Annotated in this window: 16 protein-coding genes; 3 read left to right on the forward strand and 13 right to left on the reverse strand. The window is 70.4% G+C overall.

The window, feature by feature from the left end; translation table 11 throughout:
- Positions 1-2 precede the first annotated feature (2 nt).
- The 8 genes from murD to mraZ all read right to left on the reverse strand — a co-directional run bounded on the left by murD (position 3) and on the right by mraZ (position 9,528).
- Positions 3-1,508: a UDP-N-acetylmuramoyl-L-alanine--D-glutamate ligase gene (gene murD / locus MPLG2_RS09580; protein WP_105185922.1), complete on the reverse strand. Its 1,506-nt coding sequence runs from the start codon at positions 1,506-1,508 to the stop codon at positions 3-5.
- Positions 1,487-2,560, reverse strand: coding sequence for a phospho-N-acetylmuramoyl-pentapeptide-transferase (gene mraY, locus MPLG2_RS09585; protein ID WP_105185923.1), 1,074 nt, complete (start codon positions 2,558-2,560; stop codon positions 1,487-1,489). Before mraY ends, murD begins: the two co-directional genes overlap by 22 nt.
- Positions 2,557-3,978 (reverse strand): UDP-N-acetylmuramoyl-tripeptide--D-alanyl-D-alanine ligase, encoded by a 1,422-nt coding sequence (locus MPLG2_RS09590; protein WP_105187595.1) that lies wholly within the window; start codon positions 3,976-3,978, stop codon positions 2,557-2,559. Before MPLG2_RS09590 ends, mraY begins: the two co-directional genes overlap by 4 nt.
- Positions 3,971-5,452 (reverse strand): UDP-N-acetylmuramoyl-L-alanyl-D-glutamate--2,6-diaminopimelate ligase, encoded by a 1,482-nt coding sequence (locus tag MPLG2_RS09595; protein WP_105185924.1) that lies wholly within the window; start codon positions 5,450-5,452, stop codon positions 3,971-3,973. The genes MPLG2_RS09590 and MPLG2_RS09595 overlap by 8 nt, the downstream gene beginning before the upstream one ends.
- A 47-nt stretch (positions 5,453-5,499) precedes the next feature.
- A complete protein-coding gene (locus tag MPLG2_RS09600) occupies positions 5,500-7,332 on the reverse strand; it encodes a peptidoglycan D,D-transpeptidase FtsI family protein (protein ID WP_105185925.1) in 1,833 nt (610 codons plus the stop codon).
- Positions 7,329-7,988: a hypothetical protein gene (locus MPLG2_RS09605; protein WP_158681026.1), complete on the reverse strand. Its 660-nt coding sequence runs from the start codon at positions 7,986-7,988 to the stop codon at positions 7,329-7,331. The genes MPLG2_RS09600 and MPLG2_RS09605 overlap by 4 nt, the downstream gene beginning before the upstream one ends.
- Entirely contained in the window at positions 7,985-8,950 is a 966-nt protein-coding gene (rsmH, locus tag MPLG2_RS09610) for a 16S rRNA (cytosine(1402)-N(4))-methyltransferase RsmH (RefSeq protein WP_105185927.1), read from the reverse strand. Before rsmH ends, MPLG2_RS09605 begins: the two co-directional genes overlap by 4 nt.
- Positions 8,951-9,099: 149 nt before the next feature.
- The gene (mraZ, locus tag MPLG2_RS09615) at positions 9,100-9,528 is read right to left on the reverse strand and encodes a division/cell wall cluster transcriptional repressor MraZ (RefSeq protein ID WP_105185928.1); all 429 of its coding nucleotides are present in this window, start codon (positions 9,526-9,528) and stop codon (positions 9,100-9,102) included.
- 140 nt (positions 9,529-9,668) lie between these two features.
- Between mraZ and MPLG2_RS09620 the strand changes: the two genes are divergently transcribed.
- The 3 genes from MPLG2_RS09620 to MPLG2_RS09630 are packed head-to-tail and all read left to right on the forward strand — an operon-like array spanning position 9,669 to position 13,976.
- A complete protein-coding gene (locus MPLG2_RS09620; protein ID WP_105185929.1) occupies positions 9,669-10,634 on the forward strand; it encodes an AAA family ATPase in 966 nt (321 codons plus the stop codon).
- Positions 10,635-10,641: 7 nt separating this feature from the next.
- Complete coding sequence (locus MPLG2_RS09625) at positions 10,642-11,841, forward strand: DUF58 domain-containing protein (RefSeq protein WP_105185930.1); 1,200 nt, start codon at positions 10,642-10,644, stop codon at positions 11,839-11,841.
- Entirely contained in the window at positions 11,838-13,976 is a 2,139-nt protein-coding gene (locus MPLG2_RS09630) for a transglutaminase family protein (RefSeq protein WP_158681028.1), read from the forward strand. Before MPLG2_RS09625 ends, MPLG2_RS09630 begins: the two co-directional genes overlap by 4 nt.
- Positions 13,977-14,205: 229 nt before the next feature.
- On the opposite strand, the gene MPLG2_RS09635 is transcribed toward MPLG2_RS09630, so the two are convergent.
- From MPLG2_RS09635 to MPLG2_RS09655, 5 genes are all read right to left on the reverse strand, one after another.
- A complete protein-coding gene (locus tag MPLG2_RS09635; protein WP_105185932.1) occupies positions 14,206-14,580 on the reverse strand; it encodes a DUF3040 domain-containing protein in 375 nt (124 codons plus the stop codon).
- 250 nt (positions 14,581-14,830) lie between these two features.
- A complete protein-coding gene (dinB, locus tag MPLG2_RS09640; protein ID WP_231935616.1) occupies positions 14,831-16,141 on the reverse strand; it encodes a DNA polymerase IV in 1,311 nt (436 codons plus the stop codon).
- The gene (locus MPLG2_RS09645) at positions 16,138-19,896 is read right to left on the reverse strand and encodes a DNA polymerase III subunit alpha (protein WP_105185933.1); all 3,759 of its coding nucleotides are present in this window, start codon (positions 19,894-19,896) and stop codon (positions 16,138-16,140) included. The genes dinB and MPLG2_RS09645 overlap by 4 nt, the downstream gene beginning before the upstream one ends.
- Positions 19,893-20,807, reverse strand: coding sequence for an SAV_6107 family HEPN domain-containing protein (locus MPLG2_RS09650; protein WP_105185934.1), 915 nt, complete (start codon positions 20,805-20,807; stop codon positions 19,893-19,895). The genes MPLG2_RS09645 and MPLG2_RS09650 overlap by 4 nt, the downstream gene beginning before the upstream one ends.
- The gene (locus MPLG2_RS09655) at positions 20,807-21,145 is read right to left on the reverse strand and encodes a DUF6504 family protein (protein ID WP_105185935.1); all 339 of its coding nucleotides are present in this window, start codon (positions 21,143-21,145) and stop codon (positions 20,807-20,809) included. Before MPLG2_RS09655 ends, MPLG2_RS09650 begins: the two co-directional genes overlap by 1 nt.
- Positions 21,146-21,238 lie beyond the last annotated feature (93 nt).

The following is a 21,238-nucleotide window of genomic DNA, read 5'->3' on the forward strand; positions in this document are numbered from 1 at the left end:
GCTCAGCCCTTCTCGTCGGCACCGGTGACCCTGCGCGCGGCTTCGGCGAATGCCACACCCCTGGCGTCGTACCCGGTGTACATGTCTTTGCTGGCGCAACCCGGAGCGAGCAACACGACGTCGCCTGGACGGGCGTACGAGCGTGCGGCCTGCACCGCCTGCGTCATCGCTCCAGTGTCTGTTGAATCGATGATCGTGACGGGGATCTGGGGCGCGTGTCGGGCGAGTGCGTCGGCAATCACCTGCCGATCGACGCCCAGCAGCACCACGCCGCGCAGCTTGTCGCCATAGGTCTGCACCAGGTCGTCGAACGTGGTGCCCTTGGCCTGGCCGCCCGCCACCCACACGATCGAGTCGAACGCCCGCAACGACGAGGCCGCGGCGTGCGGGTTGGTGGCCTTGGAGTCGTCCACCCAGCGGATGCCGTCGTGTTCGGCCACGGTTTGAATGCGGTGGTCGCCCAGTTCGAGCCGGCGCAGCCCGTCGCGAACCGCGGTGGCCGGCACCCCGAACGACCGGGCCAGCGCGGCGGCGGCCAGTGCGTTCTCGACGTTGTGTGGGGCAAGCGGATGAATGTCGTCCACCTTCGCGATCTCCATGGCCGAATCGCGGCGCTGGGCGATGAACGCGCGGTCGACCAGCAGGTCGTCCACCACCCCCAGCATCGACACCGACGGGGTGCCCAGGGTGAACCCGACGGCCCTGGCCCCCTCGGTGACCTCGGCGTTCTCGACCATGCGCATGGTGGCCTCGTCGGCCACGTTGTAGACACAGGCGTGCGTGACCCGCTGAAAGATCCTGGCCTTGTCGGCGGCGTAGGCGGCCATGGCGTCGGGCTCGTCGCTGCCCCACGTGGCCGGGTCGGCGTACCACTCCAGATGGTCGGGGTGCAGGTTCAGCACCGCGGCCGAATGCAGCGTCAGCGAGTGGGCGTAGTGCAGTTGAAAGCTCGACAGCTCGACGGCCAACACGTCGTAGCTGACCTCGTCGAGAATCGCCTCGACGATCGGACGGCCCACGTTGCCCACCGCCGAGGTGGTCAGGCCCGCGGCCACCAGCATCGACTCGAGCATGTTCACCGTGGTGGTCTTGCCGTTGGTGCCGGTGACCCCGAGCCAGGGCACCACCCGGTCGGGCTGCATCATGCGCCAGGCCAGTTCGACCTCGCCCCAGATCGGCACGCCGCGGTGCCTGGCCTGCTGCAGCAGCGGCGCGGTGGGCCGCCACCCCGGCGAGGCGACCACCAGGTCGCACTCGGGCAACAGTGCGGTGCTGCCCGGGCCCAGCCGCACGTCGGCGTCGAGCACGCCCAGAATCGCTGCCTTCTCGACGTTGGTGGCGGTGTCGGCCTCGTCGAGCACGATCACGTTGGCGCCCAGTTCGAGCAGCCCGTCGGCCGCCGCATAGCCCGACGCCGCCAGGCCTGCCACCACGACGGTGGCCTCGGCCCAGGGCGACAGCCGGGTGGCCTCAGGCAACCAGTCGATCACGGCAGCCCCACCGTCCATTCGGCGTAGAAGGCACCCAGGCCGAGCGCGACGCACAGCCCACAGATGATCCAGAACCTGATCACGATCGTGATCTCGGCCCACCCCAGAAGTTCGAAGTGGTGCTGCAGGGGCGCCATCTTGAACAGCCGTTTGCCCTTGGTGAGCTTGAACCAGCCGACCTGCAGCACCACCGAAAGGGTGATGATCAGAAACAGCCCGGCGATGATCGGCATCAGCAGCTCGGTGCGGGTGAAGATCGACAGGGCCGCGAAACCGCCGCCGATGGCCAGCGATCCGGTGTCGCCCATGAAGATCTTGGCCGGGCTGGCGTTCCACCACAGAAAGCCGAAGCATGCGCCGGCGAGGGCCAGGGACACCAGAGCCAGGTCACGCGGGTCGCGCACCCAGTAGCACTGCGGGCCGGCGGTCGAGCTGGTCGAGCACGACTGGTTGTTCTGCCAGATGTTCACCACCGCGTAGGCGGCGAACACCATGGCGGCCGCGCCCGCGGCGAGCCCGTCGAGGCCGTCGGTGAGGTTGGCGGCGTTCGACCACGAGGCGATCAGCAGCACGATCCAGATCACCGCGAGCCAGATCGGCAGCTGCAGCCAGTTGATGTCGCGCAAGAACGAGATCGCCTGGCTGGCCGGGGTGATGCCCTGCTCGTCGGGGAACTGAAACGACAAGATGGCGAACGAGATGCCGACCAGCCCCTGCCCGGCCAGCTTGGCCCGGCTGTTCAGGCCCAACGAGCGGGCCTTGCTGATCTTGGTCCAGTCGTCGGCGAAGCCCACCAGGCCCAGCCCGGTGACCAGATAGATCACCAACAGCCCGGACGCCGTCGGCAACGTCCAGGTGATCAGGTGCGCCAGGGTGTAGCCGAAGATCACCGCCACGATGATCACGATGCCGCCCATGGTGGGCGTGCCGCGTTTGGTGTGGTGGGCGGTGGGGCCGTCGTCGCGAATGAACTGGCCGTAGCCGTTCTTGACCAGCACCCGAATGGCGAACCGGGTGCCCAGCAGGGTGCCGATCAGAGCGAGACCGCCGGCCAGCAGAATGCTTCTCATGCCGTCTCACCCGCCGCGGCCAGCGCATCGGCGACCCGGTCGAGGGCCAGCCCGCGCGACGCCTTGACCACCACCACGTCGGCCGGCTGCAGGTTCGCTTGCGCCACCGCCACCGCCTCCTGAACGTCACTCACCCGTGTCACTGTGCCAAACCCGCGCCGGACGCCCCGCGCGATCTCGTCGGCGAGTTGCCCGACTGCGACCACCTCGAACCCCAGCTCGGCGGCCAGCGCACCCAGCTTCTCATGCTCGTCTGCCGCGGCCGCACCGAGTTCGAGCATGTCGCCGAGCACCGCGATCAACCGACCACCCGCGCGCCGCATGCCGGCGACCGTGACCAGGGCCGCCCGCATCGAGTCGGGGTTGGCGTTGTAGGCGTCGTTGACGACCAGCACACCGTCGGCGCGCGGCATCAACTGCATGCGCCACGCCGACTGGGCCACCGCGCCGCTCAGCGCCCCGGCCACAGTGACCGGGGGCACGCCCAGGGCCAGCGCCGCGGTGGCGGCGGCCAGCGCGTTGACGACCTGATGCCGTCCGGGGCCCTGCAGTTCGACCGGCTCGGCGCAGTCGATGGCACCGTCGTCACCGGCACCGGCGGCACGCAACGTGAACGAATGCCGCTGCACATCATCGGCGCGCAAGTGCTCAGCCCACACCCGTAGGTCACCCGCCGGCTCACCGGTGAGCGAGTAGTGCGCCAACCGGGCGCGGGTGCGGGCGGCCATCGCGGCGACCAGCGGGTCGTCGGCGTTGAGCACGGCCCAACCCTGCGGCGTGAGCGCCTCGACCAGTTCGCCCTTGGCCAGGGCGATGGCTTCGACCGAGCCGAACTCGCCCAGGTGGGCGTGGCCGACGTTGAGCACCACGGCGACGTCTGGGGGGACGATGCGGCAGAGCCACGCGATATGGCCGCCGCCACGGGCGCCCATCTCGCTGACCAGAAAGCGGGTGTCGTCGGTGACCCGCAGAGCCGTCAACGGCACCCCGATCTCGTTGTTGAACGACCCTTTCGGGCTGATCGTGGCCCCGTGGGCGGCAAGCACCTGGCCGAGCAGGTCTTTGGTGCTGGTCTTGCCCGACGAACCGGTGATGCCCACCGTTCGCAGTCCGCTGGACTTGGCTTCAGCGATCACGCCGGTGGCCAACCGAGTGAGCCCCTGCAGGGCGTCCGGTACCACCAGGTGAGCCAGCGCGGCGTCGGTCGGGTGGGTGCAGATGGCCGCGACCGCCCCGTTGGCGGCCGCGGCGGCCACGAAGTCGTGCCCGTCGACGTGCTCGCCGGGCAGGGCCACGAACACCGCTCCGGGCGTGGCGAGCCGCGAGTCGATCACCACGTCCGGCCCCGCCGTGCCCTCGATTGCCGGGTCGGCGGCGCCGGCCAGCGCCGCCACGGCCCGAATAGTTCGTTCACGCACCGTCTGCACTCCCCCCACGAACACGTTGCCACTGCTGCTGCACCGCCGCCACGTCGTCGAACGGGCTGATCACCCCGGCGATCTCTTGCCCGCTCTCGTGGCCCTTGCCGAGCACGGCGACCCAGGTGTCGGCATCGGCCCGGCGCAACGCCAGGTCGATCGCCGAGCGGCGGTCGCCGCCGTCGAGCACCTCGGCGCCGGCCACCGACCGGGCACCGGCCAGCACGCTCGCCCGAATCTGTTCGGGTACCTCGCTGCGCGGGTTGTCGTCGGTGACCACCACGAGTTCGGCGTTTTCGGCCGCCGCCGCCCCCATCGGACCCCGCTTGCCCGGGTCACGATCGCCGCCGGCGCCCAGCACCACGATGCGCGGCCGGGGCAGCACGGTGAGCGCCGCGGTGACCGCCTCGGGGGTGTGGGCGAAGTCGACCACCACGCGCGGCGCGCCGGAGCCCAGCGGCACCCGCTGCATACGGCCCGGCACGAACGCCTGCGCGAAGCCGGCCACGCCTCGGCTGAGGTCGACCCCGGCGGCGTTCAGCATGGCGGTGGCCGTGATCGCGTTCTGCACGTTGAAGGCGCCGGGTATGCCGACGGTGCAGCGCAGTTCGGCATCAGGAGTGGCGATCCGCACCACGCTGCGCAGCTCGTCGTCGGTCTCGTAGTCGACCAGCCGCACGTCGGCGTCGGCAGCGCTGCCGGTGGTGAGCAGCGGCGTGCCCTCGGCTGCGATCAGCCCGGCCAAGCGCCGTCCCCACTCGCCGTCGACGTTCACCACGCAGGCACGGGAGCGTCCACCCAGAAACAGCCGCGCCTTGGCTTCGAAGTACGCCTGCATGGTGTGGTGAAAGTCGAGGTGGTCGCGGCCCAGGTGGGTGAAGGCGGCGACGTCGAAGGTGATGCCCGCGACGCGGTGCAGCGCCAGGGCGTGCGACGACACCTCCATCGCCACACTGCTGGCTCCGGCGTCGCGCAGGTCTGCGAGCAGTTGTTGCAGGTCGGGAGCCTCGGGGGTGGTGACCGTCGAGCGGGAACGTTCGAGCTGCCGTCCGGCCACCCGAAAGCCGATCGTGCCCAGCGTGCCGACCGTCTCACCCAGGTTCGCCAGGGCCGCCTCGAGCAGAAACATGGTGCTGGTCTTGCCGTTGGTGCCGGTGATGCCGAACATGCGCATCGAACGCGCGGGATGGCCCTGCACGGCGGCCGCGATCTCGGCCAGTGCCGTCCTGGGGTCGTCGACCACGACCACCGGCACGTCGGCGTCGATCAGGGCCCGCCCCTCGTGGTCGGTCAGCACGGCGACCGCCCCCTGCGCCACCGCCTGCGCGGTGAACCGGGCGCCGTGCGTGTGCTGCCCCGGCAGTGCCGCGTACAGCTCGCCCGGCCGAACCCGTCGAGAATCGAGACTGACGCCGGCGACCGCCACATCGGGCGCACCGGGCAGCAGTTCAGCGAGGCGAACCGGGTTAGCCATGCCTCAGCACCCTAGTGGTGTGATTCATCGAGGGGACGCACCGCTGGTCACTCGAGCGGAAGCTTGACGCCCTTGGACTTCGACGGCTCGACGGCGTAGCGGGGCAGGGCCAGCGCCATGATGTCGTGCATGATCGGGGCCGCCACCGCCGCGCCCGAGGCGCCGTTGTACTTGGGGTTCCAGACCACCGAATACACCAGCACCTGGGGGTTCTCGATCGGGGCGACGCCGATGGTCGAGACCACCGACTCACCGCGGTAGCACTTGCAGTCGGCGCTGACCAGGCGAGCGGTGCCGGTCTTGGTGCCGATGCGGTACCCGTCGATCCTGAACGAGTTGCTCTTCTGGTTGAGCGCCTGCTGCTCCATCAGCGACCGCACCTGTTCGGACGTCTCTTCAGAGATCACCCGGCGCGGGGTGGTGTTCTGGGCGCTGGGAGTGAACGGCTGACCGTCCATGGTCGAGATCACGCTCGGCGCGTGGTAGACGCCGCCGTTGACCACCGACGCCACCGCGGTGGCGTTCTGCAGCGCCGTCACCGACAGGCTGGTGCCGAAGGCGATGCCGTCGCGGGTGTAGTCGGGCATCGTCGCCTTGGGCAGCACGCCGGCCGACTCGCCGCCGATGCCGACGTTGGTGCGCTGGCCCAGGCCGAACGAGGCGTAGTAGTCGCGCAGCTGCTGCTTGGGCATCTTGCGGGCCAGGGTGATGGTGCCCAGGTTCGACGACTTGGCGAACACGCCGCGGGCGCGCAGGGTGATGGTGCCGTGGTTCCACCAGTCGTGAATGGTGAACTGGTCCTGCTTGATGAAGCCGGGCACCTTCACCTTGGTGTCGGGCTCGACCGTGCCCGAGTCGAACAGGGCCGCGAAGGTGAGGATCTTCTGCACCGAGCCGGGCTCGTACACGCTCATCACGGCCCGGTTGCCCATGTTGGCCGCTTCACTCTTGCCGGGATCGTTGCTGTCGAACGAGGGGCCGTTGGCCATCACCAGCACCTCACCGGTGCGCGGGTCCATGACGATCACGGCGGCGGCCTCGGCGCCGGTGTCGGCCAGGGCCTTGGCGATGCGCTGCTCGGCCATCAGTTGCAGGGCAGAGTCGATGGTCAGCCCGAAGCTGTGCCCGTTCTGGGCGGGGGTCAACACGTTGTCGCCGAGGGGAATCTTGCCGTTCGGCGACCCGTCGTAGACCTCTTTGCCGTCGGTGCCGTGCAGCAACTTCTCCAGCGCCAGCTCCAGTCCGCCGGCCGCGTCGCCCTGCTCGTTCACCCAGCCGATCAGGTTGGCGGCCAAAGTGCCGTTGGGATAGCGCCGGGTCGGCGCCACCGCGCGGGTGAGCCCGAGCAGGCCCGCGGCCTTCATCTCGGTCTGGAGTTCTTGAAAGGTCTCGGCCGGCACGCGCTTGGCGATCACCTTGTACGAGATCTTCTCGTCGGTGAGCTTGGGCAGGTAATCGGCAGCGACGCCGCCCAGGTACTTGGCCAGCAGGTCGGCAAGTTTCTGTGGGGCGGTGGCGGCGATGGCCTTGTCGTTCGCGGTCATCGGCTGCAGGCCCATCTTGCCGTTGGTCGCGATGGCTTTGGGGTCGGCGATCACGTTGACCGTCTGCTCGGTGTAGGCCAGCACGTCGCCGTAGCGGTCGGTCAGATCGCCGCGAGTCGCGGGCAGCACCTGCGTCTGCTTCATCTGGTCGGCTGCTTCGGCCGCGTAGGCCGAGGAGTCGAACGCCTGCACCTGCAGCGCCCGTCCGGCGCACAGGCTGAACACCACCGCGATGGCGATCAGCAACACGCGTATGCGGCCCACCGGCGAGGCCAGCGGCCAGCGCGCCTTGCGCAGCCGCGACAGTTGCCGGTTCGTGCTCGACTTCAGCGTCATCGATCGGTCCCGTTCTTCTTGCCGGTCTTCTTCTTGGCGGCCTCCTCGGCAGCCTTCTTCGCGTCGGCCTTCGCCTTCGCTTTCGCCTTGGCCTCGGCTTCAGCCTTCTTCTTCTCTTCCGCGGCCTTGGCCTTCGCCTCTTTCGCCGCCTTGGCCTTGGCGGCCAGGTCGGCGATGCGCTTGGCCTCGGCGTCGGCAGCCTTCTGGGCCAACGCGGCCAGCTCGTCGGGCGTGCGATAACGCACGTCGGGAATCTCGTAGCCACTGATGCTGGTGGGGTTGCCGACCACCTGACCGTTCGGCAACGTCAGGTACACCGGGTACGGGTTGGGCACCATGCCGAGCTTGGTCGCCTCGACCGCGAGCCGGGTGCTCGAGCGGGCCTCAGTGACCTGCGACTGGAGTTCGGCCACCCGGTAGCCGAGCTGCGCAGCCTCTTTCTGCCGGTTCTGCACCGCGAAACCCTGCTCCTGCAGCGCGGTGTTCAAAAGCAGCAGGCCCACCATGCCGACCGCCAGAAACACCCCGAGCACCAGCACGAACGGCACGCTGCCCATGCGCCGGGACGGAATCGGCACCGACGTCAGGCCCCAACGGCGGGGACGCTCCGTGCTCGCGCGCTCCGGACCCTTGCGGAGTGCTTCGAGTGCTGTCATGCCGCCACCTCAATCATTCGTTCACCGGCCCGCAGCCGCGCCGAGGCGGCTCGCGGGTTGATCTGCACCTCGTCCGCGCCCGGACGCTCCGCGCCCCGGGTCAGCAGCACCAGTCGCGCGCGCAGCTCCGGCGGCACCGCCGGCAGCCCGCGGGGGGCGCGGTCGGTGGCCGCCTCGCGCAGTGCGTTCTTCACCAGACGGTCCTCGCCCGAGTGGTAGGCCAGCACTGCCAGCCGTCCACCGGGGGCCAGCGCGTCCATGGCGGCCGGCAGCAGGCCGGTGAGCGCGACCAACTCGTCGTTGACGGCGATGCGTAGTGCCTGGAACGTTCTTTTCGCCGGGTGGCCGCCGGCGGCTCGGGCCGCGGCCGGAATGGCCGACTCGATCACCCGAACCAGCCGTGCCGAGGTGTCGAACGGCTCGCTCGCCCGCTCGGCCACGATGCGGCGGGCGATGCGGTCGGCGAACCGCTCTTCGCCGAACCGGCGCAGCATCTGGGTGAGTTCGCCGGTCGAGGCGGTGTTCACCAGGTCGGCCGCGGTGAGCGGCTGGGTGTCGTCCATGCGCATGTCGAGCGGGGCGTCGACGCTGTAGGCGAACCCGCGATCGCGGCGGTCGATCTGCATCGACGACAACCCCAGGTCGGCCAGAATCGCCTGCACCAGCGGGCGTCCGGCCTGCGCGAGAACGTCGGGCAGTTCGTCGTAGCGCGCCTGGAACAGCTGCACCCGATCACCGAAAGGGGCGAGCCGCTCGCCCGCCAGCGCGAGGGCGTGCTGGTCGCGGTCGATGCCGATCAGCGTGGCTTCGGGGCAGGCGGTGAGCATGGCCTCGGCGTGGCCGCCCAGGCCGAGCGTGCAGTCGACGTAGACCGAACCGGGCGCCTGCAACGGGGGGCTGAGCAGTTCGACGATGCGGGCGCACATGACCGGCACGTGCGCCGCAGCCTGCTGCCCGCTCATCTCGACCCTTCCTCCATCTTGATGGCGCGTCGCGTGCGCCGTGGTTTCAATCCGCGGGTACCGCCTGGCACCGGGGAAGGTGCGCCAGGAGGCGGAAGCCCCTCGGATTGAAGCCGCACCGCACGCGACGGTGAAGCTTGGTGGTGCGGTCAGCCCGCGCCGTACTCTTCGTCGTCCAGTTCTGCGAAGGCCTCTTCCTGCGCCGCGGCGTAGGTGGCCCAGGCCTCCGCGTCCCACACCTCGATGTGGTCCAACGCTCCGATCACCACGACCTCGCGCTGCAGGCCCGCGTATCTGCGCAGGTGCTCCGGAACCGAGATGCGCCCCTGGCCGTCAGGAGCGGACGACTCGGCACCCGAGGCGAACATGCGCTGCTGCGAGCGCACCTTCGCCAGGCCGGACGAGGCACTCATCATGCGATCGGCGGCCGCCTGGTAGGCGACCGGGGTGAAGATCCCCAAACAACGCTCGGGCTGCCTGGTGATGACGAGACCCCCGTTCAGTTCCTCACGGAACTTGGCGGGGAGGAAGAAGCGGCCTTTGTCATCGAGCTTCGGGGTGTGGGTGCCCAGGAACACGCGGGCACCCCCCTTCGCCTTGATCCTCCACTTAGCACCACTTTACCCCACTTTGCTCCACCAGGCACCCCCTACAGGGCCCCTGTTGCGTGCAAATCCGCCCGGTAGGGTTACTGCAGGCCATCACAGAGGGGGACCCGGTGGAGCGCAGCGTTGCCAGCCAGGTGGACGAGCTGCAGGCAGTCGCCCAGCAGATCCGCTCGGCCGTCGAAACGGTCATCGAGGGCAAGCCTGAAGCCATCGAGCTGAGCCTGATCGCGCTGTTCGCCTCAGGTCACCTGCTGATCGAGGACGTGCCGGGCGTGGGCAAGACCATGCTGGCCAAGGCCCTGGCCCGCTCGATCTCGGGCACCGCGCAGCGCATTCAGTTCACCCCCGACCTGCTGCCCAGCGACATCACGGGTGTGTCGATCTTCAACAGCCAGTCGCGCACCTTCGAGTTCAAGCCGGGCGGGGTGTTCGCCAACGTGGTGATCGGCGACGAGATCAACCGGGCCTCGCCCAAGACCCAGTCGGCCCTGCTCGAGGCCATGGAAGAGCATCAGGTCACCGTTGACGGCGTCACCCACCCGCTGCCCGACCCCTTCATGGTGGTGGCCACGCAGAACCCGATCGAGATGGAGGGCACCTACCCACTGCCCGAGGCCCAGCGCGACCGGTTCATGCTGCGCATCTCGATGGGCTACCCGGTGCGCGCCTCAGAGGTGGCGATGCTCGATCATCACGGGGCGGGCGATCCACTCGCCGACCTGCAGCCGGTCACCGACGTGGCCACCGTGGCCGGACTGGCCGAGACGGTGCGCACGATCTTCGTGCACGGCGCCATCAAGGACTACCTGGTCGCCGTGCTGGAGGCCACCCGGCACAGCCCCGACGTGCGGCTGGGCGCCTCGCCCCGAGCGGGTCTGCAACTGCTGCGCGCCGCCCGCACCCGTGCGGTGCTGCGGGGCCGCCACTACGTGATTCCCGACGACATCGAGGCGTTGGCGGGCCCCGCCCTGGCACACCGCATTCTGCTCAGCCCCGCGGCGCAGTTGGCCCGGCGCGACGCAGACGAGGTGGTCGAGTCAGCGGTGCGCTCGGTGCCGATACCCGACCGCGACTGAGCCGGTCATGATTCGGCTGACCAGCAGGGGGCTGGCCCTGCTGTCCACCGGGACGGCGCTGCTGATCGCGGCGTCGTTCACCGGGCTGCGGGCACTGGCCTGGCCGGGTGGGCTGCTGATCGGACTGGTCGCCGCGGGTGCGCTGCTGGCCGCCCGTTCGGCGCGGCAGCCGCGGGTGCGCCGCCGGCTGCTGCCCGACCGGCTGGCGGCCGGCGCCCCGGTGCGGGTGACGCTCGACCTTGAGCGCGACAGCATGGGCGCCGGCGCGTGGAGCGTGGTGGAGGAAAAGGTGCCGCCCGAACTGTCGGGCGCTGCGGCGTTGGCCGTGCCGTCGGGCTGGGGACGCCTGCGCAGCCTGCAGACCTACCAGCTCGGCACGCACGTGCGGGGTCGCTTTCCGGTCGGCCCGAGCGTGTGGGTCACCACCGACCCGTTGGGCTTGGCCACCACCAGGCGCCAACTGAGCGGCACGAACCTGCTCACCGTGACGCCGGCGATCCACGCTCTCGGCGGGGCGCTGCGCGGGGCCGGGGCCGGGCTGAGCGGCGAATCAGCCCACCGGCGCAGCAGCTTGCTGGGCGCAGACGACGCGCTGATTCGCGAGTACCGCCCCCGCGACGAGATGCGCCGCATTCACTGGCCGTCCACGGCCCGCACCGGTTCGCTGATGGTGCGCCGCGAGGAGCACGCCTGGGAGCCGAGCGCGCTGATTCTGCTCGACAACCGATCCGAGTCGCACACCGGGGTGGGCTCGCGCTCGAGCTTCGAATGGGCGGTCTCGGCCGCGGCGTCCATCGGTGTGCACCTGCTCGACGCGGGCTACGACATCGACCTGGTGGACGCCGCCGGCAACTCCCTGGCCGCCGTCGAGGGCGACTCGGTGCGCGAGGCGCTGCTCGACCATCTCACCGACGCCCGGCTCGGCAACGCCTACGAGTTGGCCGGCGCGATCGGTCCGGGCGACCGGGCCCGCGGCCAGTTGCTGATCGCCGTGCTCGGCCGGCTGTCGCACGCCGACGCGATCACGCTGACCAATGCCCGCCGCGATGGACGGCTCTGCCGTGCGATCATCATTCAGCCGGCACCCGACGGCGACGACGACCCCGCCGAAGCACTCATCGCGGGCGGCTGGCACGTGGTGCGTCCGGCTGCCCAGCTGAGCGTCGCCGACGCCTGGGCGGCCCTCGACTGGGGTGGCCGGCGATGAGAGGGTCCGACCGCCTCGGGCTGGCGCTGATGGCCGCGCTGGCGCTGTCGCTGACGGCGCTCGAACCGGTGACCGCCGACGGCAGGCTGTATCTGGAAGCGCTGGCGATGATCGTCGTGGTGTGCGCCAGCGGCATCGTCACCCGCCGGCTGCTGCCCACCGACCGCGGCGCGCGACTGATTCAGGCCCTGGTCGCGTTCGCGGCGCTGGTCGCGCTGGCCATGTTCGAGGGCGTCAGCACCAACCCGTTCGGAATCCCCGACCTGCTGGCCACCGCCCTGCGCTGGACCGTGGAGTCGTCGGCCCCGATGCCGCCCAACCAGGCGGTGCGAATCGTGGCCGTGACAGCGGTCACCCTGCTGGCCTTGCTGGCCGACCAGTTGTCGATCTCGCTCAGCAACCCCGGCGCCGCGCTGCTGCCCTTGGGCGTGCCCTACCTGATCGCTGCGTTCGCCCTGCCGACCCTGGTGACCTTCTGGCCGTTGCTGTGGCTGGCCGTCGGCTATGTGCTGGTGCTGCTGGCCGATGCAGCCGACCGCAGTCGGGTGCTGCGCTTTCAGGCTGTGGGTGGTTCACGCTGGGGCATGCTGCTCGGCGGCGCGATCAGCCTGCTGTGCGCGCTGCTGGTGGCCGGCCTGGCCGGTGTGTTCACCCCGGGCCTCGACCCTGACCGCGGCGCGCCGTTCAGTGGGCAGGGGCCGGTGCAGATGGGCGATCCGTCGCTCGACCTGCGACGCAACCTGCAGCAGCCGATGGACCGCCGGGTGATCAGCTACACCACCGGCCGCGACACCGGCTCATACCTGCGCATGACCTCGTTGCCGGCCTTCGACGAGACCGGCTTTCACCTCAACCCGATCGACCTGATGACCGGCTCGCTGCCGGCCCCCGAGGGCGCACCGGGCGGCCTGGCCCGGTTCACCATCGAGGTGGCCGTCGACGACTTCAACGCCGAATGGCTGCCGCTGCCCTACGCCCCGGCGGCCTTCACCGCCGACGGCGACTGGCGCTACGACCCGGTGTCTCTCAGCGTGCTGTCGGCCGGCCCGCAGCAGAAGCGGGCCACCAACGGCCTGACGTACTCGGCAACGGTGGTCGACGTGACGCCGACCCGCGCCGAATTGTCCCGGGCCATCGCCGGACGGCCCCGCGACACCTTCACCGCCGCGCTGCCCGCCGACTTTCCCACCGAGATCATCGAGATCGCCAGGCGAATCACCAGTGCGGCCAAAACCGACGGCGAGAAGGCGATCCTGCTGCAGGACTGGCTGCGCTCGTCGGTGTTCAGCTACAGCACCGAACCGGCGCCCGGCTCGGGCTACGAGGCGTTGACCCAGTTTCTGCTGGTCGACCGCAGCGGGTACTGCGAGCAGTTCGCCTCGTCGATGGCCGTGATGGCCCGGGCGCTGGGCATTCCGTCGCGGGTGGCCATCGGCTTTCTGCCCGGCCGGCAGGTGGGCGGTCATTACGAGGTGAACATTCGCGACATGCACGCCTGGCCCGAGTTGTTCTTCGCCGGGCTGGGCTGGGTCAGTTTCGAACCGACCCCGAGCGTCGCGACGCCGCCCACCTACACCGGTGCGGCGAACGCGTCCCCCTCCCCCAGCCCGTCCGCCAGCCCGACCCCCAGCCGCTCGACCGCGAGCGACGAGCCGAGCGCCGAGGCGTCCACCCCGGCCGACGACGAGCCGACCGTGATCACCGACGCGGACCTGTCGTGGCTGGGCTGGCTGGGCGCCGGCGTCGGGCTGCTGGTGGTGGCGCTGCTGCCCTCGTTGGTTCGTCGCGGACGGCGGGCGCGCCGGCTGGCGGCGGCCGCGCCGCGCGAGGCGGTCAGCGGGGCCTGGGACGAGCTGCGCGACAGCGTGTGGGACGCCGGCTACGAGTGGCCGCGCGGGTCGGCACGAAAGATCGGCGGCGAGGTGGCACGCACACTGCCCGACGACGCGGCCGCGGCGATGGGCCGGGTGGCGGTGCTGGTGGAGCGATCCCGCTACGCCGAGTCGGTGGGCGACACAGCAGGGCTGGGCGACGACGTCCGGCAGGTGCGGGTCGCGGTGGCAGAACGGGGCCGCGGCTGGTGGCGCAAGGTGCTGCCACGGTCGCTGTGGCGCGGATTCTGGTGGAAGGGCTGATCCGCTCGTCACACCGGTCGAGACACCTCTTTGGTTGCGTTTTGCTTCCGCGGAGCGGGGGCGCCCTCGCCTAACCGTCATCCCGGCGAACGCCGGGATCTCCCAACGTGAGTCCGCGTTTACGGCCCTGCGCCGCGGTGACCTCAATGGGCGCGCAGCAACGACTCAGGGCCGCGGCGCACGGGGTGAAATAGGGAGGATGCTTGGAGACCGGAGCTGAGGAGGCCTACTACTGGCCGCCCTCGTCTTGGCGACGGCGCCAGCGCTCTTCGATCTTGTCCATGAACGCCTTCTCGCCCTGCGGTGAGCGAGCGGTGGGACGGCTGGCCGACACCTCGCCGACATGACGCCACGAGGTGACGGCGATCACGCTGGCGGCCAGCATGATGACGAAACCGGCGATGCTGAGGGCAGGGCTCACTTCCATGCCGCCGACCAAACAGGCGACACCGATCAGGAAACCGATACCGGCGATGGCCGCCCGTCGCCGGTGCAACCGGCGCGTGGTGGTACCGCGCAACGCATTGGCCAGCTTGGGGTCCTCAGCTTCGAGAGCCGCTTCCATCTGGTCAAGGAGTCGCTGTTCCTCCTCGGAGAGAGCCATGCCAACCTCCCTTCGGTCAGGCGCGTAAGACTCGAACGGATCAAGTCTAGGCGGGCGATTGTCCAAACGGAACAGTGCCCGTCGACTCTGCCGAAACGTCCGGCCCGACAGCGAATCAATACCACCGTCAGAACGCCCCAGCACCGGTGCCGAGGTGCCCGAATGCGCATGATTCGCGCCTGAACCTCAGGTCGAGAGGTGGGTCGCCGTCGACGTTCAAGCTGCCGGGTCGGAAGCGAAGACAGGTCAATCAGGGGCGTTTCGGCGCGTATCCGTGCCGAGTCAGCACCGCCCGCTGCACACCGTTCGGGCCGAACTTGCGCCGCACGGCGTCCGCGGCCAGTTCTGCCTCGCGCCAGCCCCGGTCGGGGGCGTCCAGGGTGGGTTGGCAGTACGCCTTGTCGGCGTCCACCAGGCCCTCGACCCGAATGCCGACCCGGCGAATGCGGGGCCGTTCGAGGCCGAGTTTGCCGAGCAGCTTCAGGGCCTGGGCGTGCAGTTCGTCGGTGGAGTCGGTGGGGCTGGCCAGGGTGAGCGAGCGCGAGATGGTGCGAAAGTCGGCGAACCGCAGGTTGAGCGTGACCACCCGGCCGAGCACCCCGGCCTGCCGCATGCGCCAGGCCACCGTGCCGGCCACCCGCAGCAGTTCGGCCCGAACCACCGCCGGGTCGTCGGTGTCACGGCTGAACGTCTCTTGGCAGCCGACGCCACGCTCGCCCGGCCGGGCGACCACCCGCCGTCCGTCACGACCCCAGGCGAGTTCGGACAGCAGCGAGCCCTGATGCGGGCCGAAGGCGCGCCGCAGGGTGCCGGCCGGGGTGTTGGCCAGGTCGGCGACGGTCATGATGCCGAGCCGGTGCAGCTTGTCGGCGGTGGCCTCGCCCACACCCCAGATCTTGCCGACCGGCAGCGGGTGCAGAAACGACGTGACGTCGCCGGGCAGCACCTCGACCAGACCGTCGGGTTTGGCCTGACCCGAGGCGATCTTGGCGACGAACTTGGACGGGCCGATGCCGACCGAGCAGGTGATGCCCTGTTCGTCGGCCACCAGGGCGCGCAGATACTCACCGATCGCGCGTGGACTGCCGAAAACGCGCTGGCTACCCGTTACATCGAGGTATGCCTCGTCGATGGACGCGCTCTCGACGTGCGCGGTGACCGACTCGAAGGCGGCCACGATACCTGCCGACACCTCGCCGTAGGTGTCGAAATCGGGCGGCACGGCGACTGCCTGCGGGCACAACCGGCGGGCTCTGGACGACGGCATGCCGCCCTCGATGCCGAACGCGCGGGCCTCGTAGTTGGCGCTCAGCACCACGCCGCGCTCGGCGCCGCCGACGAACATCGGCCGGCCGAGGAGTTCGGGGCGGCGGCGCAGCTCGACCGAGGCGTAGAAGGCGTCCATGTCGATGTGCATGATCACCCGGTCGGCTCTGGTGGGGCCGCCGGGGTCGGACGGGGTGATCGGGTCGGTGGGCAGCGCGGGGGTGGATGGCAGCCAGTCCGACCACGACCGGCGGGGTGTAGCCGGCGGACGCTCGGTGAACGGCGGGGCGGTCATCGTCCGGAACTTCCGGGGCTGCTGTGCCACAGCTTGCGCGAGGTGATGCTCTCCCCCGCCGGCTTGACGTCGGCGTAGGGCGACTGCTGAAAGCCACTGGCGTGCACCAGCACCCGGCGGCGGCCCTCGGCGTCGCCCACGCCGAAACCGTCCGGCACCTCGGCCATCAACTCACGAACCCGTTGCAGGGCTTGGTCGCTGTCGCCGGTTTCGGTGAGCGATTGGGTGTAGAGGTTGTGCAGCACGGTGAGGTCCCAGGCGCCAGTGGCGCGCACCGACACCCCGCGCGGGCCGGTGCGGCGCAGTTCGCCCCGCACCAGCAGCAGCCACGAGGCGAACACGGTGGCGGCGTAGGGGCCCTGGGCGTCTTCGAAGAAGGTGGCATCAGCCGGGCCGGTGGAGTCGTCGACGGTGAGAAAGACCACCCGTCGTCCGGAGCGCACCGGCGGCGTCTGGGTGGCCACCTTCACCCCGGCGATCAGCACCTCGCCCCGGCTGCGCCGGCTGAGCAGGTCGGCGGCGAAGGTGACGCCGATGGCGTCCAGCAACGGCAGGTAGCCGATGAGCAGGTGCTTGCTGGCGTCCAGGCCGATGATCTCGAGTTCGGCGCTGAGCCGCTCGGAATCGCTCAACTCGGCCAGCCCGGTGGGGGTGACGTCGGCGGGCCACGGCTGGTCGAGCCTGTCGAGGCCCTTTTCGCCATCCCGGCGAACGCCGGGATCTCTCGTCGGCCACCGATCGTCCAGGCCTTCGGTGAAGTCGAGCGGCAGCTGAATCTCTTGCGGTGCGACCGGCTTGGCGGTCTGCGCCTGGCGCCGGGCCTGCTCACGCGGGTCGCCGCCGGTCTCGGCCGGACGAGGTGCGCTCAGCCCGCGGGCCCGTCCGTGCGCGCGCACGTGGGCGCGGTCGGCCCGCTCGAGGTCGGCGACGGCGAGCAGCAGGTCGCGGCGGGTGATCCGGCCGCGGCGACGCACGGCCGTCGGTGCTTCGATGCCGTAGAGGGCGTCGAACGCGCCGGCCAGCGCCAGCCGTTCGGTGATGTCGGACGGGTTGCCGGTGCGCTGCCAGAAGTCGGTCAGCGAGTGGTAGGGACGGCCGGCGACGATGCGGGCGATCTCGGCCTCGGTGATGCCCTTCACGTCGGCCAGCGACAACCGGATGCCGTAGCCGCGTCCGTCCGGCAGTCCGTCGCCGGGGGTGAGCCGCTTGCCGCGGGTCGGCAGGTCGGGCGTGGGCAGATCGGGGCGCGAGATTACGTCCGATTCGGCACCCCTGGGCGCCTGCTGAGCGCGGGGGGTGACCGCGAGTTTCTCCACCCGGTACGCCTCGTCGCTCACGTTCACGTCCAACCCCATGATCGTGATGCCGCACCGCCGCGCCTCTTCGAGGATCAGCCGCTTCGGGTACATGCCCGGGTCATGGGTGAGCACGCCGGCCAGAAAGTGCGCCGGGTAGTGCCGCTTCAACCAGGCCGACTGGTAGGTGGGCAGCGCGAACGCCGCCGCGTGCGCCTTGCAGAAGCCGAAGGACGCGAACGACTCCAGCACGAACCACACCCGGTCGACCACCGCTTGGCTATACCCGCGCTTCAGCGTGGTGGGCACGAACCAGCGCTTCACGTCGGCCTGCGAGTCGCGCTTGCCGAGCGCCCTTCGCGCCTCGTCGCCCTGGGCCAGCGTGCAGCCGGTCATGGTCGCGATGATCTGAATCACCTGCTCGTGAAACACCACCACCCCACCGGTCTCGGCCAGCGCCGGGGTCAGGTCGGGGTGCAGGTAGTGGGCCGCCTTCCACCCCTGCCGGGCCTCGAGAAACGGCACCACCATCTCTGACTTCACCGGCCCGGGCCGAAACAGCGAGATGTCGATGATGATGTCGGAGAAGTCCGACGGCCCGAACTTGCCGACCAGTTCGCGCTGGCCGGGCGATTCGATCTGAAAGCACCCCAGGGTGACCGACTTGCCGATCATGTCGTAGGTCTGCGGGTCGTCGTAGGGGGCGAGCACGTCCACGTCGACCTCGACGCCCTCGACCCGGCGAATCTCGCTCAGGGCGTGCGCCATCGCCGACTGCATGCGAATGCCCAGCACGTCGAGCTTGAGCAGGCCGAGTTCTTCGACGTCGTCCTTGTCGAACTGGCTCATCGGAAAGCCGCCGAAGCTGGCCTCGACCGGGGTGCGGTCGAGCAGCGTGGTGTCCGAGAGCAGCACCCCGCACGGGTGCAGCGCCACGTGCCGGGGCAGCCCGTCCAGCGATTCGACCAGCGAGAACAGCACGTCGAGCCGGCGCTCCCCCAGCCCGGCCGCGCGCAGCTCGGGCAGGTCGCGCAGGGCCGAGCGGGCGTCGGCGGCGCGAATGTGCGGAAACGCCTTGGCGATCGCGTCGATCTCACGCGGCGGCAGGCTGAGCGCAGCACCGACGTCGCGGATCGCGTGCCGGACGCGGTAGGTCTCCATCATCGCCACACAGGCCACCCGCTCGCCGCCGAAGACGTCGAGAATGGCGTCGTAGATCTCGGTGCGCCGGGCCGATTCGACGTCGATGTCGATGTCGGGCAGCACTTGGCGCAGCGGCGACAGAAAGCGTTCCATGATCAGCCCGTAGCGAATCGGGTCGACCCCCGAGATGCCGAGCAGGTAGTTGACCAGCGAACCCGCCCCCGAGCCGCGGGCGGCGCAGCGAATGTCGAGCCGTCCGATCATCGCGACCACCTCGGCGACGGTCAGAAAGTAGGTGGCGAAGCCGAGGGTGTCGATGACGGCGAGCTCGTCGGCCAGCCGGGCGTCGATCGCCGGGGTGGACGTGCCGTAGCGGGTCGCGATGCCGGCCTCACAACGCAGTGTCAGCGCGGTCATCGCGTCGGGTGCGGTGCCGCGCACGTCGAGTACGTCGAACTCGGGCAGGTGGATCTCACCCAGCCCGATGTCGGCTTTGGGGTCGAGCCGGCAGCGGGTGGCGAGCATGCGGGTGTCGCCGATCAGGGCTTCGGCGTCGCGCCGGCAGGCCAGCCGGGCCACCTCGTCGGCCGCGGCCAGCATCTCTTTGCCGGTCTTGAGGTAGCCCTCGGCGTTGCGCCGGTCGATGTTGCGCGCGTCCAGCGGCACCAGCCGGCGCGAGGCGTCCAGCACGTCAAGGGTGGGCGCCAGGTGCTTGCCGGCCATCCGGACGGCGTTGGTGAGCACCCCGGTGATGCCGTGGGCGTCGGCGAAGCCGAGCATGCGTCCGGCCAGCGCGGCCGACCCGGCACCCTGGCCGGGGGTGTGCTGGTTGGTGACGGCGATGGCGAGCCGGTGCCGCTCGACCACGTTCAGCCAGCCGCGCAGCACCCGTTCGGCGTCGTCGGACGACCCGGACGCCAGGGCCCGGCCCAGGTCGGAGTCGTCGCCCAGCGTGACCACCAGGTCGTCGTGGCCGGCGATCAGCTCGGGCGTGCAGTGCGGCTTACCGCGCTCGCCGGCCAGATGCACCGCCGAGGTGAGCCGGCACAGCGACGCCCACCCCTTGCGCGAGGTGGCGAGGCTGACCGCACGAGAGCCGTCGGCCATGGTGTGATCGACCCCGACCACCGGTGCGATGCCGGTGCGCTGGCAGGCACGAGCGAACTTGACCGCGCCGTAGAGGCCGTCGCGGTCGGTGATGGCGAGGGTGTCCATCTCGGCGTCGGCGGCGGCCGCGACCAGCGCCGCCGGCTGGGACGCCCCGTAGCGCAGCGAATAGCCGGACGCCACGCGCAGGTGCACGAACGGGTCGCTCATGATGCGGTTCGTCCGGCCGGCGCCAGTTCGGCTGTGGTGGAGATCCCGGCATCCGCCGGGATGACGGACGGTGGCGCCGCAGGTTCGGGCCGTGAAATGACGCCCGATTCGGCACCCCTGGGCGCCTGCTGAGCGTGGGCGGCGTCCACATCGGACGTAATCTCGCGAGCGATCCGCGGAGAAGGGGTCTCGACAAGCTCGACCAGCGGCAGGGTCTCGACACGCTCGACCGACGAGATTCCGGCGTTCGCCGGAATGACGGTGCTGGACGACCGCTCCGGGTGCGGTTTCGAGATTCGGGCGTTTGTCGGGATGACGGTGGTGGGTGACGCCGGGACGGTGCTGGGCTCGGGCGCGACGTGACCGTGAAGCGGAGCGGGGGGCGTCCCTGTCAGGGCGTGGTCGGGCGTCGGCGAACTGATCGGCGCTAGCCGATCAGGCTCGCCGGGGCGGGACAGGGACGCCCCCCGCTCCGCGGCAGCAGACGCAACCGTAGAAATCTCGACAAGCTCGACCAACGCGGCGCGGCGCAACCGCGAGGCCACTTGATCGTGAAACAGCCGGACGTCACGCAGCAGGTCGTCGGCCTCACGGACGCCGACCAACGCCACCGCACCTGCCTGCACGGCCTGCCGCTTCAGTGCCGAGAAGCCGAAGAAGCCGGCCCATTCGGCGTACTCGGGGGCCACCTCGGCGAGCACCTGCCACACGTCACGAGGCCCGGCAGACCGGCGGCGCGGAACGGTGCGATACGCCAGCACCACCGCGGCCACCCGCAGGGCGGCCACATGACCGAGCAGATAACGCTGAGCGGGCTGCTCGGCCAGTTCGGCCTCGGTCAACGCGGCGACCGCGCCGGTCAGGTCGGCGGGCCCGACGGGAGCCGGCGAAGGGGTCGGCAGAGCGGTCATCAGTCGACCACCGTGCGCAGCCGCCACGCTCCACTGCCCCACGACCGGGCCAACTCGTACACCCCGGACGTGCCCAGCCTGCCGTCGGCGGCGACCACCCGCCAGATCTCTTGCTCGCCCAGCAGATCGTCGTCGCCGTCGGCCGTGACGTCGGCGATCGTGCCGTCGCCGCGGGCGGCCCGCACCTGGGTGGAGTTCCACCAGTCGGCGGTCTCGACCCAGCGGGTCTGCAGCTCGATCACCTTCCACAGCCGGCGCCTCCACAAGAACTGCGCCGGGCCCTCGTCATCGCCCACCAGACCCTGGCGAACCTCGATCGCCTCGTCGTATCTGCGCACGCCAAACCCCCGTGAACACCGTGGCTGAACGATCGGGGAATGCGCGACCCCGGTGCGGACGGGGGTCGAGGTCCGTCCGCACCGGGGAGCTGA

The organism is Micropruina glycogenica (genome assembly GCF_900289045.1).
Taxonomy (GTDB): Bacteria; Actinomycetota; Actinomycetes; order Propionibacteriales; family Propionibacteriaceae; genus Micropruina; species Micropruina glycogenica.